The following is a 15,967-nucleotide window of genomic DNA, read 5'->3' as shown; positions in this document are numbered from 1 at the left end:
GTCTCGAGCCTGGCCCTACCAGTTGCGGCGCTTGTGCCCGGCGCCGGGCGGGCGCCTCGCACCTGTTCGCCTGCCATACCGGACATCCGATGCGGCTCTGCGCCGTCCGGCCCAGGTCGATCTCGCCGGTACGGGCAGGTTGCACCGCTCGCCAGCATTTGCCATGGTCCTACCAGTTGGCGGGGGCGCCTGCTTCCGCGACCGGGATCGGTCAAGCAACAAGAACAGCGTTCCGGCTGAGATATCCGAGGAGAGGCGAACCATGGCGGCCAACATCAAGGGACCGGCGATCTTTCTTGCCCAGTTTGCGGGCGATGCCGCCCCGTTCAATTCGTGGGACTCGATCTGCAAATGGGCGGGGGCGCTCGGCTACAAGGGCGTGCAGATCCCGACCTGGGACGGGCGCCTGTTCGACCTGAAGAAGGCAGCCGAGTCCAAGACCTATTGCGACGAGGTCAAGGGCATCGCCGCCAGACACGGCGTCGAGATCACCGAGCTGTCGACCCATCTCCAGGGCCAACTGGTCGCCGCCCACCCCGTCTATGACGAGATGCTCGACGGCTTCGCTCCGCCTGAAGTGCGGGGCAAGCCGAAGGAGCGGCAGAAATGGGCGGTGCAGCAGCTGCTCTACGGCGCGCAGGCATCGAAGAACCTCGGGCTCGCCGCCGAGGTCACCTTCTCCGGTGCCCTGGCCTGGCCGTTCCTCTATCCGTTTCCGCAGCGGCCGGCCGGCCTGATCGACGAGGCCTTCACCGAGCTCGCCAAGCGCTGGAAGCCGATCCTCAACGCCCATGACGAGGCGGGCGTCGACGTCTGCTACGAGATCCACCCGACGGAGGATCTGTTCGATGGCACCACCTTCGAGCTGTTCCTCGACAAGCTGAAGCAGCACCCGCGCTGCAACATCAACTACGATCCCTCGCACTTCCTCCTGCAGCAGCTCGACTATCTGCAGTTCATCGACGTCTACCACGAGCGCATCAAGGCCTTCCACGTCAAGGACGCCGAGTTCAACCCGACCGGGCGCCAGGGCGTCTATTCCGGCTATGCCTCCTGGACGGAGCGGGCCGGGCGGTTCCGTTCGCTCGGCGACGGTCAGGTCGACTTCAGCGGTATCTTCTCCAAGCTGGCGCAGTACGACTATTCCTCATGGGCGGTGCTGGAGTGGGAATGCTGCCTCAAGCATCCCGAGGACGGCGCGCGCGAGGGGGCTCCCTTCATCGAGAGCCACCTGATCCGCGTCACCGAGAAGGCCTTCGACGACTTCGCCGGCGCCGGTGTCGACCGCAAGCAGATCCGAAGGCTGCTGGGGATCCGTTAGACGGGGTGTCGGACACCTGCGGCATCAGGCGCGAGGAACCCCTCTCCCTGCGGGAGAGGGGCAGGGGTGAGGGTCTAGCCGGTCGCAATGACGAGCGAACAGCGCCAATTCGCCAGGCATTTGCGCGCCTCTGCGACCCGGGCCGAGGATGTGCTGTGGCAGGCCTTGCGCGGCCGCAGGTTCCAGGGCCTGAAGTTCAGGCGGCAGGTTCCGCTGCTGATCTACACGGTGGATTTCCTCTGTTCCGAGAAACATCTGATTGTCGAGATCGACGGCAGGCAGCACGCCTGGAGCCGGGACTACGACGCCGACCGCACGCGTGAGATCGAAGCGGTGGGCTTCGTCCTCCTGCGGTTTCCGAATGCGCTCGTGCTGGGCGATATTGATGCGGTGCTTGGCACTATTGCCAAGGCTGCTGTCTTGACGGGAGAGGGCTAGGCCCTCACCCCTGCCCCTCTCCCGTCCGGGAGAGGGGGGCAAATCCTTAAGCGACGAGGGGAGAGCCGCAATGGCCATAGAGGGACGGTCGGACGACAAGGCGGGCGGGCGGATCCGGCTCGGCATGGTAGGTGGCGGTGAGGGCGCCTTCATCGGGGCGGTGCACCGCATCGCCGCCCGGATCGACGACCATTACGTGCTGGTCGCCGGAGCGCTGTCCTCGACCCGGGAGAAGGCACTGCGCTCGGGCGCGGCGCTCGGGCTCGACCCGGCGCGCACCTATGGTGATTTCACCGAGATGGCCGCCCGCGAGAAGCGGCGCAAGGACGGGATCGAGGCGGTGGCGATCGTCACGCCGAACCATATGCATGCGCCTGCCGCCGAAGCCTTCATCAAGGCGGGCATCCACGTCATCTGCGACAAGCCGCTGACCACGACGCTCAAGGACGCGCTGCGATTGAAGAAGCTGGCCGAGGCCAGGGGCGTGGTCTTCGCCGTGACCCACAACTACACCGGCTATCCCCTGATGCGCGCGGCGCGCGAGATGGTGCAGGCCGGCGAGCTCGGCGAGATCCGCCTCGTCCAGGTGGAGTATCCGCAGGACTGGCTGACGACCAAGATCGAGGACACGGCGCAGAAGCAGGCGGAGTGGCGTACCGATCCGGCCCGTTCCGGCGCCGGCGGCTGCATCGGCGACATCGGCACCCATGCCTTCAACCTGGCGCAGTTCGTCGGCGGCCTGGAGGTGGCGGAACTGTCGGCCGACCTCACGACCTTCGTGCCGGGCCGTAAGCTCGACGACAACGTGCAGATCACCTTCCGCTACACCAACGGCGCCCGCGGCTCGCTGTGGGCGAGCCAGGTGGCGCCCGGCAACGAGAACGGCCTGATGCTGCGCGTCTACGGCACCAAGGGCGGCCTGCAATGGCGCCAGGACAATCCGAACCTGATGTTCCATTCCCCCTATGGCGAGCCGACGCGGATCGTCACCCGCGGCTCGGCCGCGGCAGGCGCGGCGGCAGCCAGGGTGACGCGGGTGCCGCCCGGCCACCCCGAAGGCTATCTGGAGGCCTTCGCCACCATCTACGCCGAGGCGGCGGCGGCGATCCGGGCCAGGCGCGAGGGCGCCACGGTCGACGCCGCCGTGCTCTTTCCGACCCTCGACGACGGTGTTGCCGGCATGGCCTTCATCGAAGCGGCGATCAAATCGTCGAAGCGCAACGGCGCCTGGGTCAGGATGTGACCGGGGCGGGTTCTCCAGGGCCTGCTGACATTTAAGAGTCCGAGCAGCATTGATTTTGCATTGGAAAATGCAAAATCAATCGTGGCGAAAACCGCGAGACGCTGCTTGGCCGGGAGGGCCGCGGGCCTTCCCGACGGCTCGTACGGCCTTCCCGTGATCGCGGGCGCGCGACGGCGCCCGCGACGATCCATGGTCCCTCCCATCCCGGCGCGCCGATGCCGATGCGCGTGAACGCGTCTCTGCCCAAAATGGCGCTTGCAATGTTTAGTCTTTCGTGATGCACTAAACAAATCGAGGGATCGCAATGGCGCTCAACAGCCTGGGCGATCCGTCGGGGGAAATGCTGGTTTCGTGACAGTTCGCCGATAGTCCGCAGCCTTGCTTGCTGTGTGCGGCCTTGCGCCCGCATGCCGGCTGACGGCTCGTCCGCTTCGCCCGAATGCTTCGGGCGGGATCGGAGAACCACGCCCGATCGACGGCTGCGGTGCGGGCGTCCTGACCTGGATGATTGCAACGGGAGGAAAGGCACCATGACCACTTCGATGAAGGCGTTGCTGGCCGGCGCGCTGGCCCTGGGCTTCGGCATGGCCGCGCCTGCGGCGCGGGCCGAGGGCAAGACGATCACGCTGTGCTGGGCCGCCTGGGACCCGGCCAATGCGCTGGTCGAATTGTCGAAGGATTTTACCGCCAAGACCGGCGTCGCCATGAAGTTCGAGTTCGTGCCCTGGCCGAACTTCGCCGACCGCATGCTCAACGAGCTCAATTCCAAGGGCAAGCTCTGCGATCTCCTGATCGGCGACTCCCAGTGGATCGGTGGTGCCGCCGAGAACGGACACTATGTGAAGCTGAATGATTTCTTCGACAAGGAAGGAATCAAGATGGACGACTTCATGCCGGCCACGGTGGTTGGCTATTCGCAATGGCCGAAGAACACGCCGAACTACTGGGCGCTGCCGGCGATGGGCGATGCGCTCGGCTGGACCTATCGCAAGGACTGGTTCTCCAGGCCCGAGCTCCAGGCCGAGTTCAAGAAGAAGTACGGCCATGACCTTGCTCCGCCCCAGACGCTCGACGAGCTCAAGCAGATCGGCGAGTTCTTCCAGGGCCGCGAGATCGACGGCAAGAAAGTCTATGGCGCCGCCATCTTCACCGAGCGCGGCTCGGAAGGCATCACCATGGGCGTGTCGAACTTCCTCTATCCCTATGGCTTCCAATACGAGGATCCGAAGAAGCCCTACAGCATGGAAGGCTTCGTCAACTCGCCCGATGCGGTGAAGGGACTGGAAGCCTACAAGGCGCTGTTCGACTGCTGCACGCCGCCCGGCTATTCCAACGCCTACATGCAGGAGGGCCTCGACGCCTTCAAGTCGGGCCAGGTCGCGCTGCAGATGAACTGGTTCGCCTTCTTCCCCGGCCTCTACAAGGATCCGAATGTCGGCGGCGACAAGATCGGCTTCTTCGTCAATCCCGGCGAGAAGACCCATGCCTCCCAGCTCGGCGGGCAGGGCATCTCGGTGGTGTCCTATTCGCCGAACCAGGACGAGGCGCTCGCCTACATCAAGTGGTTCGCCGCGCCGGAGACCCAGAAGAAGTGGTGGGCGCTCGGCGGCTATTCCTGCGCCAAGTCGGTGCTGAACGACCCCGGCTTCCCGCAAACCGCGCCGTTCGCGGCCGATTTCCTCAAGGCGATGGGCGAGGTCAAGGATTTCTGGGCCGAGCCGTCCTACGCCCAGCTGCTCCTGGCCGAGCAGAAGCGTGTCCACGACTATGTCGTTGCCGGCAAGGGCACGGCCAAGGAAGCGCTCGACGGCCTGGTGAAGGATTGGGAAGAGGTCTTCAAGGAAGACGGCAAGATCTGACGGATCGTTCCTGAGCTTATCCCCCGGCCGCACTCAGCCGGGGGAGCCGACCGGCATCGCCAAGCCAACCTCGCGGACCTTCGATGAACGATCTCGCCAAAGCCTCCGAACTGGCAGCCCGGGCCACGCCGCCGAACCTGGCGCGGCGGGTCCGCGGCCTGTCGGACCGGGCCATCGCCTGGGTGTTCATCGCGCCGACGATCCTGCTCCTCCTGGCGATCAACATCTTCCCGCTGATCTGGACGATCCACCTGTCGTTCACGAATTACCGGGCCAACCGGCCGAACGCCGAGGTCAAGTCGGTCGGGCTCGACTGGTATCAGAAGATCCTGACCGATCCCGATGTCTGGGCGGCGATGCAGGTGACGGCGCATTTCGTCATCTGGACCATCCTGATCCAGACGGTGCTGGGCTTCGGGCTCGCCTATCTCATCGACAAGAAGTTCCGCGGCCACGGGCTGTGGACCACCATCATCCTCCTGCCGATGATGCTGTCGCCAGCGGTGGTGGGCAATTTCTGGACCTTCCTCTACCAGCCGCAGATCGGCCTGTTCAACTATGCCGTGTCGTTCCTGACCGGCATACCGCCCTCGTCCTTCCAAATGCTCGGCAATGTGACGCTCAGCCCCTGGGCGATCGTCATCGTCGACACCTGGATGTGGACGCCCTACGTCATGCTGATCTGCCTGGCGGGCCTGCGCTCCATCCCTGACTACATCTACGAGGCGGCGGAGGTCGACCGCGCTTCCAATTGGCGGCAGTTCTGGTCGATCACCCTGCCGATGGCGCTGCCCTTCATCATGCTGGCGGTGCTGTTCCGCGGCATCGAGAACTTCAAGATGTTCGACATGGTCAACCTGCTCACCGGCGGGGGACCGGGCTCGACCACCGAGGTCGCCTCGATCACGCTCAAGCGCGAAGCTTTCGAGAAATGGCGCACGGGTTATTCCTCCGCCTTCGCCATCATCCTGTTCGTCACCGTGTTCGGCCTGGCGAACATCTATGTGAAGGCGCTCAACCGGGTGAAGCAGCGGTGAGGGAGATGGCGATGTGTTCGAGAACCAAGCGCCACGCCGGTGATTTCGGTGGGCGTCGCGCATCATCCGCAAAGGTGCTGCCATGACCGCCGCGACCTCGGCCCATTCCGTCGTCGCGCCCTCGCGCCTCGCCAAGGGCGTCGCCGGCACGCTGGTGATCCTCTATGCCCTGATCACCATGATCCCGCTGGCCTGGATCGGCCTGACCTCGATCAAGTCGCCGACCGACTCGATCTCCTATCCGCCCAAGGTGATGTTCACGCCGTCGCTGGAGGGCTATTGCAACCTCTTCACCACGCGCTCGCGCCAGACGCCGGACTACATCCATGGCCTCGGCCCGGCCTCGGGCGTATGCGAGGAGATCGCGCGCGAGCGCAACATGGTGATCGTCGGCCCGTCCAACTACGTGCCGCGCTTCGTCAACTCGCTGATCATCGCCTTCGGCTCGACCTTCCTGGCCGTGCTGCTCGGCACGCTGGCGGCCTACGGCTTCTCGCGCTTCAAGGTGCCGCTGAAGGACGACCTGCTGTTCTTCATCCTCTCCACCCGGATGATGCCGCCGATCGCCGTGGCGATCCCGATCTTCCTGATGTTCCGCGAGGTCGGGCTCTCCGACACCCGGCTCGGCATGATCCTGCTCTACACCTCGGTTAACGTGTCCCTGGCCGTATGGCTGCTGAAGGGCTTCATCGACGAGATCCCGCGCGAATATGAGGAGGCGGCGATGATCGACGGCTACACCCGCTTCCAGGCCTTCACCAAGGTGGTGCTGCCGCAGGCGGCGACCGGCATCGCCGCCACTGCCATCTTCTGCCTGATCTTCGCCTGGAACGAATATGCCTTCGCCGTGCTGCTGACCTCGGGCGAGGCGCAGACCGCGCCGCCCTTCATCCCGATCATCATCGGCGAGGGCGGGCTCGACTGGCCGGCCGTGGCGGCGGGCACCACTCTCTTCCTGGTGCCGATCGTCGTGTTCACCGTCCTGCTGCGCAAGCACCTGCTCAGGGGCATCACCTTCGGAGCGGTGCGCAAATGACCAGGTTCCTGCGCCGCGGCCCCCTGGAGGCCATCGCCACTGGCATCATCGCGCTCGGCGTGGTCATGCTGATGCAACCCCTGTCCCTGACGCTCTATTCCTATTCCTTCGTCACCACCCTGATCGGCACCGTGATGTTCATCATCGTCTCGAAGTTTCCGGAGTAGGAGCGATGGCGCAGATCCGCGTGCAGAACCTGGAAAAATCCTTCGGCACCTTCCAGGCGGTGAGGGCCTCGACCTTCACGGTCGAGGACGGCGAGTTCTTTTGCCTGCTCGGCCCGTCGGGCTGCGGCAAGACGACGACGCTGCGCATGATCGCCGGGCTGGAGCTGCCGACCTCCGGCGCCATCTTCCTCGGCGGCGACGAGGTGGCGCAGAAGCGGGCCTCGGCGCGCGACATCGCCTTCGTGTTCCAGCTCTTCGCCCTCTATCCGCACATGAACGTGCGGCGCAACATCGGCTTTCCCCTGCTGTGCGAGGGGCTGGGCAAGGGCGAGATCCGGACGCGGGTGGAGGAGGCGGCGCGGACCTTGAGGATCACCCATCTCCTCGACAAGCCGGTGTCGGGCCTGGCGAGCGGCGACCGGCAGCGGGTGGCTCTCGGGCGGGCGATCGTGCGCAAGCCGAAGTGCTTCCTGATGGACGAGCCGCTCGGGGCGCTCGACACCGAGCTGCGCGAGGCGATGATCCTGGAATTGCGGGCGCTGCACGACCGGCTCGGCGCCACCACGGTCTACGTCACCCACGACCAGCTCGAAGCCATGGCGATGGCCGACAAGATCGCGGTGATGAATGCCGGCGTGGTCGAGCAGGTGGCGAGCCCGAAGGAGATCTATGACCGGCCGGCGTCGCTGTTCGTCGCCGACTTCATCGGCTCGCCGCCGATGAACTTCCTGCCCTTCCGCGGCGCGCTGGCCCCCGGCGCGGCCGAGATCCGGCTGGGGCAGGGGACGGTGGCGGTGCCGGCGGCGCGCGAGGCGGTGGCCGACAGCGAGCTCGTGCTCGGCGTGCGGCCGGAGCATGTGCGCTTCTCCGACCACGGAGCTGTGCGCGGCGCGGTCTACGGCACCGAATATCTCGGCACCACCCAGGTCGTCACGGTCACGACCGACTACGGCACGCTGCGGGCGCGGGCGTCGTCGGCGACGGCGTTCTCGACCGGCGAGGCCGTCGGGCTGGAGTTCCGGCCGGACAAGCTGTCGCTGTTCCACAAGGGCTCCGGGCGCGCCGTGCGCACGGCCCTGCACGAGGGAGCGCTCCATGGCTGAGATCCGGCTCAACGGCGTCTCCAAGGCATTCCGGCAGACGCGCGCCGTCGAGAACCTGACGCTGACCGTCGGCGACGGCGAGTTCGTCGTGCTGCTCGGTCCGACCGGCGCCGGCAAGACCACGACGCTGCGCCTTGTCGCCGGGCTCGATGCGCCCGATGCCGGCAGCGTCTTCATCGGCGGGCGCGACGTCACCGCCGAGGCGCCGGCGGTGCGCGACGTCGCCTTCGTGTTCCAGCAATATTCGCTCTATCCGCATCTCAGTGTCTACGACAACCTGGCCTTCCCGCTGCGCTCGCCGACGCGACGCACGCCGGAGGCGGAGATCAAGGCGCGGATCGGCGAGATCGCCCGGCTGCTGCATATCGAGGCCAAGCTCGCCAACCGCGCCACCGAGCTCTCCGGCGGCCAGATGCAACGCGTCGCCATCGGCCGGGCGCTGGTGCGCTCGCCCTCGGTCTACCTGATGGACGAGCCGCTGTCCTCGCTCGACGCCAAGCTCCGGGCCGAGCTGCGCCTGGAGCTCAAGCATATCCAGCGCGACCTCGGCGCCACCATGCTCTACGTCACTCACGACCAGACCGAGGCCATGACCATGGCGAGCCGGATCGGCGTGGTCGATCGCGGCCGACTGGTGCAGGTCGGGTCGCCGCGCGAGATCTACGAGAACCCGGTCAACACCTATGTGGCGACGCGACTCGGCCAGCCCGCCATCAACCTGGTGCCGGCGAGCCTGTTCCGCGACGCCGGCTTGCCGCGCGCCACCGAGACTGTCGGCGTGCGCACCGAGCACCTCGCCATCGCGCCGCGCGGCACGGCGGCGGGCCTGGCCGCCACGGTGACGCGCATCGAGCATCTCGGCGACCAGAGCCATCTGCATCTCGATGTCGCCGGACGGAGTATCGTGACCCTGGCGGACCCCGATTCGACCTTGGCGGCGGGGGACCGGATCGAGGTCGGTCTGAAGGGCGCCTTGCTCTTCGACGCAAGCGGGGAGCGCGTGGCGGCATGACGATGGACGAAGCTGGCCGGGAAAAGCTGGTCAGGGCGCTGGCGGCGGCGGTGATCGACCATGCCGAGGAGTTGACCCGGCTCGACCAGGCGATCGGCGACGGCGATCACGGCGTCAACCTGAAGCGCGGCTTCGAGGCGGTGCTGGCGGAATTGCCGGCCCTGGCGCACAAGCCGCTGCCGGATCTGTGCAAGGCCCTCGGCATGACCATGGTGATGAAGGTCGGCGGTGCTTCCGGGCCGCTGGTCGGCACCTTCTTCATGGAGCTCGGCAAGGCGCTGCCGGCCGAGCCCGCCCGGGCCGACCTGGTCGTGGCGACGGAGAAGGCGATCGCCGGAGTCAAGGCCCGCGGCAAGGCCGAGCCCGGGCAGAAGACCCTGCTCGACGTGCTGGTGCCGGTGCAGGCGGTGTTCGCCGCCGGCGGCGACGGCATAGCGATCAAGGCCGCGGCCGCGGCGGCCGCGGCGGCCACCGTGCCGCTGCAGGCGACGCGCGGGCGCGCCTCCTTTCTCGGCGAGCGCTCCATCGGCCACATGGATCCGGGCGCGCGCTCGTCGGAGCTGATGATCGGCGCGGCGGTGGACGCCGCCGGACTCTAGGAACTGCAATCCCCCCTGCCACTCGGAAGCCAGTCGCATGAATGTCGGTATCGTCATCGTCTCCCATTCCGTGAAGGTCGCCGAAGGCGCCGCCGATATGGTGCGCCAGATGGTCGGCGAGGCGGTGCCGCTCGCCTGGACCGGCGGCGACCCCGACGGCGGGCTCGGCACGGACGTAGCCAAGATCCAGGCGGCGATCGAGGCGGTGTGGTCGCCGGCCGGCGTCGCTGTGCTGGTCGACCTCGGCGGCGCCGAGACCAATGCGGAAATGGCGATCGAGTTGCTCGACGAGGACAAGCGCGAGCATGTGGTGGTGTGCAACGCGCCGATCGTCGAAGGCGCGGTGATCGCGGCGACGGAAGCGTCCGGCGGCTCCTCGCTCGATGCGGTCAAGCGGACGGCGGAGGAACTCTATGCGTGAGGACGTGACCATGACCCGGCAGACAGCCCTGACCGGATCGGCCGTGCTGGAGAACGCGGTCGGCCTGCACGCGCGCCCCTCGGTCAAGCTGACCCAGCTCGCCAAGCGCTACACCGCCTCGATCGAGTTCGCCTTGATACCGGAGGGCCCCTGGACCGACGCCAAGAGCCCGGTGAAGGTGATGCGGGTCAAGGCGGCCAAAGGCACGACGCTGCATTTCCGTACGGCGGGGCCGGATGCCGAGGCTGCGCTCGAGGCCGTGCTCGGGCTGGTGCGCGACAAGTTCGGGGAGGACTGATGACCATCATCGTCCCGCGGCGGGAGCAGCCATGACCGAGCTTTCGCTCACCGGCCGCGCCGCCTCGCCGGGCCTGGCCGCCGGCCCGCTGGTTGTGCTGGCCGCCGGCACCGTGGACCGGCGCGCGAGCGGCGATCCGGCGCGGGAAGCGGCCGACCTGACGGCCTCGCTGGCCGCGGCCGCCGCGGAGGTCGCCGCGCTGGCGGCGGGCGCCGACGGCGAGGCGGCCGACATCCTTGCCTTCCAGGTGGCGATGCTGGAGGACGAGGCGCTGTCGGAAGGCGCCTTCCACGCGATCGAGGCCGGCATACCCGCCGACCATGCCTGGCGGCAGGCGCTGGCGGCGGAGATCGAGGGCTACGAGGCGGCCGAGGACGACTATTTCCGCGCCCGCGCTGCCGACCTCGCCGATATCCGCGACCGGGTGCTCGGCCATCTCACCGGCACGGCCGGCGCCGATGCCATCCCGCACGGCGCCGTGATCGCCGGGGAGGACCTGACGCCGTCGCGTTTCCTGGCCGTGGACTGGAGCCGGGGTGGTGCGATCGCGCTCGGGGCCGGCTCTCCTTCGTCCCACGTCGCCATGCTGGCACGGGCGCGCGGCGTGCCGATGGTGGTGTCGCTCGGCCGCATGCCGGCTGCCGGCGCCGTGGCCCTGGTCGACGGCGACCGCGGCGTCGTCGTGTTCGACCCCGAGCCCGGGACGCATCTCGCCTTCGAGGCGCGGCTGAACGCGGCGGCAGCGGAAAGCGAGGCGGCGCTGGCCTTCCGCGACAGGCCGGCGGCCATGGCCGACGGCACGCCGGTGGCGGTCATGATCAACATTGCCGAGCCGGAGGAGCTCGACCGGCTCGACCCGGCGATCTGCGACGGGATCGGACTGGTGCGCACCGAATTCCTGTTCCATTCCAGCGCCGGCCTGCCGGACGAGGACAGGCAGGCCGCGGTCTATGGCCGTATCGCCGCCTGGGCGCAGGGCCGGCCCGTCACCATCCGCACGCTCGATGCCGGCGGCGACAAGCCGATCGCCGGGCTGACGGTGGAAGGCGAGTCCAATCCCTTCCTCGGCCTGCGCGGCGTCCGCCTGTCGTTGGCGCGGCCGGAGGTGTTCTCGGTGCAGCTCAGGGCGCTGGCCCGCGCCGCCGTGCACGGCAACCTCAAGGTGATGCTGCCGATGGTCGCCATCCCGGCCGAGCTGGAGCAGGCGAGCATCCTGCTCGACGAGGCGGTCGCGGCGCTGGCGGCGGCCGGCGTGCCGCATGCGCGACCGCCTCTCGGCATGATGGTGGAGGTGCCGGCCGCGGCGATCTCGGCGGCGCGCTTCCCCGCGGCATTCTACTCGATCGGCTCGAATGACCTGACCCAGTACACCATGGCGGCGGCGCGCGACGTCGGCGCGGTCGCCGACCTCAACGATGCCGGCAATCCGGCCGTGCTGGAACTGATCGCGGCGACCGTGAAGGCGGGGGCGGCGCGCGGCGTCGAGGTCTCGCTTTGCGGCGATGCCGGCGCCGATCTATCCTTGCTGGCCAAGCTCCTGGCGACGGGGCTGCGGGCGGTGTCGGTCGCGCCGGTCGCGGTGGCTCGCGTCAAGGCGGCCATCGCGAGGATGTGACATGGCGGATTCGCTGCACGAGAAGGATGGTGCCAAAGGCGCTTCCGGCGTCGCCGCCTACAAGGGCGTGCTGCGCCAGGTCCTGGACAACCGCCCCTCCGGCACGCGGCTCAAGCTCGCGGCGGCGCTGGGCAAGAACCGCTCCTTCGTCTCGCAGATCACCAATCCCGCCTATCCCGTGCCGATCCCGGCCCAGCATGTCGAGCTGATCTTCGAGGTCTGCCACCTGTCGCCCGCCGAGAAGGCGGCCTTCCTCGACGCCTATCACCAGGCCCATCCGCGCCGGCTCGCCGGCAAGGGCCACGAGCCGCATACCCGCACGATCACGCTGACCGTGCCCGATCTCGGCGACGCCCGGAAGAACCGGGTGCTGGAGCAGACCATCGCCGACGTCGCCGCCCGCCTGGCGCGCTATGCGGAGGACGTGGGCTGAGACAGCCCGCCCGCGCTTCCCGGAGCAGGAGGCGCCCGATATGATCATCCCTTGAGGAAACGCCATGAAGAAGCTGATCAACGCCGTCGACTCCATCCTCGCCGAGAGCCTCGACGGCTTCGTCGCCACCCATGCCGACATCCTGGTCATGGGCGAGGAGCGCAAGTTCGTGCGCCGCAAGACGCCGAAGGCCGGCAAGGTCGGGCTGATCTCCGGCGGCGGCTCGGGCCATGAGCCGCTGCATGCCGGCTTCGTCGGGCTCGGCATGCTGGATGCGGCGTGCCCCGGCCAGGTGTTCACCTCGCCGACGCCCGACCAGATGATCGCCGCGGCCGAGGCCGTCGACACCGGCGCCGGCGTGCTCTTCATCGTCAAGAACTACGAAGGCGACGTGATGAACTTCGCCATGGCGGCGGAGATGGCCGGGCGCGAGGTGCTGAGCGTCATCACCGACGACGACGTCGCCGTGGAGAACTCCACCTATACCACCGGCCGCCGCGGCGTGGCCGGGACCCTGATCGTCGAACGCCTGGTCGGGGCGGCGGCGGAGCAGGGCCGCGACCTTGCCGGCTTGAAGGCCCTGGGCGATGCGGTCAACGCCCGCACCCGCTCGATGGGCGTGGCGCTGACCTCCTGCACCGTGCCGGCCGCCGGCACGCCGACCTTCACGCTCGCCGAGGACGAGATGGAGATGGGCGTCGGCATTCACGGCGAGCCGGGCCGCCGGCGGGTGAAGCTGGCCGAGGCCGACGCCATCGCCGAGGAGATGCTCGGGGCGATCCTCAAGGATCTGGCGCCCAGGCCGGGAGCAGAGGCGCTGCTGCTGGTCAACGGCTTCGGCGGCACGCCGCTGATGGAGCTCTACCTGATGGCCGGCAGCGCCCGGTGCATCCTCGAGGCCGCGGGGGTGAGGGCCGTGCGCTTCCTCACCGGCTCCTACGTCACCTCGCTGGAGATGGCCGGCTGCTCCCTCACGGTCTCGCTGCTCGACGATGAGGCCAAGGCGCTGTGGGACGCACCGCTGCACACTGCCGCCCTGCGCTGGGGCGTGTAGGGCCCGGCGGTCAGTCCTTCGCCGGAAAGCCGAGGACGTCCTGCATGTCGTATTCGCCCGGCGGGCGGCCGGCGACCCAGTGGGCGGCGGCAAGCGCACCGCGGGCGAACATGCCGCGGTCGAGGGCGGCGTGCGACAGGGTCAGCACCTCCTCGTCCGCCGCGAACATCACGCTGTGCTCGCCGACGATGCCGCCGCCGCGCAGCACGGAAAAGCCGATCTCGCCGATGCCGCGGGCGCCGGTGACGCCGTCCCTGGCGCGCCGCTCGACCGCGGCCAGGCTCACGCCCCGGCCGGCCGCCGCAGCCTCGCCGAGCATCAGCGCCGTGCCGGAGGGAGCGTCGATCTTGCGGCGGTGATGGGCTTCGGACACCTCGATGTCCCAGGCCTCGGCCGGCAGCGACCGGGCCGCCTGGGCGACGAGGCCGAGCAGCATGTTGAGGCCGAGCGAGAAATTGCCGGAGCGCACGATGGCGACGCGGCGGCCGGCTTCGGCGATGGCGGCAAGGTCATCCGGCTCGAAGCCGGTCGAGCCGATCACCAGCGCCGGCCCGCCCCGCTCGGCGCAGAGACGCGCCAGCGCCGCCGAAGCCGCGCCGGTGGTGAAGTCGATCGCCACGTCCGCCGCAGCCAGCGCGGTGTCCGCGTCGACCAGCCCCTCCGCCGGGCTGCCGGGCCGGCCGAAGCGGCCCGCGAGCGCCAGCGTCGGGTCGGCGGCCACGGCCGCGGCGACCGCCCGCCCCATATGGCCGACCGCCCCGGCAACCGCGATCCTGACCGGCGGCGTCATCTCGATCTCCTGCATGCGGCACCGCCAGGGTCGCGCGAGCCTGCCGTCCGGCGTCGCGCGCATCCGGACGACTCGGTCGCGACCGAGACACAGTCCGCATCCCGGCGCCACGATGCAATCCCTCGCATGAGCCGAAAGGGCCCGCATGTCCGCCATTGCGATCATGTCGCGGACAAGCGCGCGCCCGGAGGCTTCTCGGCGAGCGCGGCGCGGACCGCGCGAGCGCCCCGGATCCGGGAATGCCCGCTTCAGCTCGAGGCCGAGGTCGTCGCCTGCCACGGCCGGGCCGAGACGCCGTACGTGAACGCGCAACTGCGGCGCCTTGTCGTCGAGACCAGGTTTCGGCGCGCGCATGCGCATCGCAGCATCGTCATCGCCGGGACCCATCCCATCGACACCGAGCGCTGGAAGCCCCTGTTCCATGTGTTCCGGCATTATTTCGGACTTGGCGGAGATCCGGGGCGGACCTTCCGGGCAGAGGCCGAGGAGGGGCGGGCGCTGTGAAAGGCCCGGATGGCGGCGACGACGCCGGCGATCAGCGCGAGGATGCCGCCGGCTTCGGCCGGCGCGGGCCAGCGGCCATGCGCTGCGAGGCCGAAGACCGCACCGAAGACGGTCTCCGATACGATCAGCTGTGCGGCGAGCGCGACCGGCAGCTCACGGGTCGCGATCGTCCAGGCCCAGACACCCCCGACCGAACCCAGGATCGCCAGGAGGGCGCCCCAGGCATAGAGCGGCGCCGCCACCTGCCAGCCGAACCCGAGCCGGGGGAATTCGAACAGCCCCATCGCCAGACCGACGGGCAGGAAGGCCAGCATTTCCAATCCTCCGCCGGCCAGTGTGAGGGCAGTCCAGGCAGTCGATGGCATGCCTGGGCGGGCGGCAAGCGCGGCCTCGTTGGCGAGGGCGAACCACACCCACAATGCGACGGCACCGACGGCGAGCAGCAGGCCGACCGGCAGCGCCGGCGCTGGACCCGTACCCGGCGGCACGGCGAAGGCGCTCCAGTTGACGAGGATCAAGCCGATGGCCACCAGCGACAGCGGGGGCGCGAGCGAGCGCCATGGCACCGATCCCTGGCGGAAATTGCCTGCGAGGGCGAGGACGATCGGCACCAGCCCGAGGATGGCGGGGGCGATCACCGGGCCCGCCAGGAGGGCGGCTCCGGTCACCATCAGGAAATATCCGACATATCCGATGAAGGCGAGCCGGGCCGCCGTCAGCCAGTCGGAGAGCGTGAAAGGCCGGCCCGCCTTCCGCTTCAGGGCCAGGAAGCCAAGACCGGCCAGCCCTGAAAGACCGAAGCGAAGCAATGCGAAGTCGAAGACCGAGTAAGGGCCGATCGCAAACGGGACGGCAAAGTTCAGCGACCAGGCGAATGCGGCCAGGAGTGCCGCAGCGATACCGAACCGGCGTGACTGTTTCATGGAATGGTGAGCCCGGGCTGTGCTTTCGTCGAGCAACGGCCCTGGGGGCGTCGTCATCGACAGGCCCTGCACCGCAGTTGCGAAACTATGGCTTCTCCGGCGGCGTCGTGACGC

Annotated in this window: 18 protein-coding genes; 16 read left to right on the top strand and 2 right to left on the bottom strand. The window is 68.6% G+C overall.

Features of this window, described 5'->3' with window-relative positions:
* The first annotated feature begins 262 nt into the window (after positions 1-262).
* The 15 genes from AC27L4_RS11170 to dhaK all read left to right on the top strand — a co-directional run bounded on the left by AC27L4_RS11170 (position 263) and on the right by dhaK (position 13,636).
* Positions 263-1,321, top strand: a complete 1,059-nt coding sequence (locus tag AC27L4_RS11170) for a sugar phosphate isomerase/epimerase family protein (protein ID WP_487142195.1) — start codon at positions 263-265, stop codon at positions 1,319-1,321.
* Positions 1,322-1,408: 87 nt separating this feature from the next.
* Positions 1,409-1,759: an endonuclease domain-containing protein gene (locus AC27L4_RS11165; protein WP_487142194.1), complete on the top strand. Its 351-nt coding sequence runs from the start codon at positions 1,409-1,411 to the stop codon at positions 1,757-1,759.
* A gap of 70 nt (positions 1,760-1,829) precedes the next feature.
* The gene (locus tag AC27L4_RS11160) at positions 1,830-3,002 is read left to right on the top strand and encodes a Gfo/Idh/MocA family protein (protein WP_487142193.1); all 1,173 of its coding nucleotides are present in this window, start codon (positions 1,830-1,832) and stop codon (positions 3,000-3,002) included.
* A 530-nt stretch (positions 3,003-3,532) separates the two neighbouring features.
* Positions 3,533-4,861, top strand: a complete 1,329-nt coding sequence (locus AC27L4_RS11155) for an ABC transporter substrate-binding protein (protein ID WP_487142192.1) — start codon at positions 3,533-3,535, stop codon at positions 4,859-4,861.
* Between the two features lie 83 nt (positions 4,862-4,944).
* Complete coding sequence (locus tag AC27L4_RS11150; RefSeq protein WP_487142191.1) at positions 4,945-5,898, top strand: carbohydrate ABC transporter permease; 954 nt, start codon at positions 4,945-4,947, stop codon at positions 5,896-5,898.
* An 82-nt stretch (positions 5,899-5,980) separates the two neighbouring features.
* Complete coding sequence (locus AC27L4_RS11145; protein ID WP_487142190.1) at positions 5,981-6,934, top strand: carbohydrate ABC transporter permease; 954 nt, start codon at positions 5,981-5,983, stop codon at positions 6,932-6,934.
* A complete protein-coding gene (locus AC27L4_RS11140) occupies positions 6,931-7,101 on the top strand; it encodes a hypothetical protein (protein WP_487142189.1) in 171 nt (56 codons plus the stop codon). Before AC27L4_RS11145 ends, AC27L4_RS11140 begins: the two co-directional genes overlap by 4 nt.
* A gap of 5 nt (positions 7,102-7,106) precedes the next feature.
* Positions 7,107-8,204: an ABC transporter ATP-binding protein gene (locus AC27L4_RS11135; protein ID WP_487142188.1), complete on the top strand. Its 1,098-nt coding sequence runs from the start codon at positions 7,107-7,109 to the stop codon at positions 8,202-8,204.
* On the top strand, positions 8,197-9,216 hold the full coding sequence (locus tag AC27L4_RS11130) for an ABC transporter ATP-binding protein (protein WP_487142187.1): 1,020 nt from the start codon (positions 8,197-8,199) through the stop codon (positions 9,214-9,216). The genes AC27L4_RS11135 and AC27L4_RS11130 overlap by 8 nt, the downstream gene beginning before the upstream one ends.
* Before the next feature lie 2 nt (positions 9,217-9,218).
* Entirely contained in the window at positions 9,219-9,815 is a 597-nt protein-coding gene (gene dhaL, locus AC27L4_RS11125) for a dihydroxyacetone kinase subunit DhaL (RefSeq protein ID WP_487142923.1), read from the top strand.
* Between the two features lie 37 nt (positions 9,816-9,852).
* The gene (gene dhaM, locus AC27L4_RS11120; protein WP_487142186.1) at positions 9,853-10,236 is read left to right on the top strand and encodes a dihydroxyacetone kinase phosphoryl donor subunit DhaM; all 384 of its coding nucleotides are present in this window, start codon (positions 9,853-9,855) and stop codon (positions 10,234-10,236) included.
* 10 nt (positions 10,237-10,246) lie between these two features.
* The gene (locus AC27L4_RS11115) at positions 10,247-10,534 is read left to right on the top strand and encodes an HPr family phosphocarrier protein (RefSeq protein ID WP_487142185.1); all 288 of its coding nucleotides are present in this window, start codon (positions 10,247-10,249) and stop codon (positions 10,532-10,534) included.
* A 31-nt stretch (positions 10,535-10,565) separates the two neighbouring features.
* On the top strand, positions 10,566-12,149 hold the full coding sequence (locus tag AC27L4_RS11110) for a phosphoenolpyruvate--protein phosphotransferase (protein WP_487142184.1): 1,584 nt from the start codon (positions 10,566-10,568) through the stop codon (positions 12,147-12,149).
* Position 12,150: 1 nt separating this feature from the next.
* Positions 12,151-12,582: a hypothetical protein gene (locus AC27L4_RS11105; RefSeq protein WP_487142183.1), complete on the top strand. Its 432-nt coding sequence runs from the start codon at positions 12,151-12,153 to the stop codon at positions 12,580-12,582.
* Between the two features lie 64 nt (positions 12,583-12,646).
* Positions 12,647-13,636 carry a dihydroxyacetone kinase subunit DhaK gene (dhaK, locus tag AC27L4_RS11100; protein ID WP_487142182.1) on the top strand — a complete coding sequence of 330 codons (990 nt, stop codon included), beginning with the start codon at positions 12,647-12,649 and terminating at the stop codon, positions 13,634-13,636.
* A gap of 10 nt (positions 13,637-13,646) precedes the next feature.
* Here dhaK and dapB read toward each other — a convergent pair whose 3' ends face one another.
* Positions 13,647-14,426 (bottom strand): 4-hydroxy-tetrahydrodipicolinate reductase, encoded by a 780-nt coding sequence (gene dapB / locus AC27L4_RS11095; protein WP_487142181.1) that lies wholly within the window; start codon positions 14,424-14,426, stop codon positions 13,647-13,649.
* On the opposite strand from dapB, the gene AC27L4_RS11090 reads away from it, so the two are divergent.
* On the top strand, positions 14,382-14,930 hold the full coding sequence (locus AC27L4_RS11090) for a hypothetical protein (protein WP_487142180.1): 549 nt from the start codon (positions 14,382-14,384) through the stop codon (positions 14,928-14,930). The two genes, dapB and AC27L4_RS11090, sit on opposite strands and share 45 nt — an antisense overlap.
* Here AC27L4_RS11090 and AC27L4_RS11085 read toward each other — a convergent pair.
* A complete protein-coding gene (locus AC27L4_RS11085; protein ID WP_487142922.1) occupies positions 14,861-15,853 on the bottom strand; it encodes a DMT family transporter in 993 nt (330 codons plus the stop codon). The genes AC27L4_RS11090 and AC27L4_RS11085 overlap by 70 nt on opposite strands.
* Between the last annotated feature and the right edge of the window lie 114 nt (positions 15,854-15,967).

It is taken from the genome of Labrys sp. Lb11 (genome assembly GCF_057554225.1).
The sequence above is the reverse complement of the archived record's forward strand: the minus strand, read 5'-3'. Positions and strand labels throughout refer to the sequence as shown.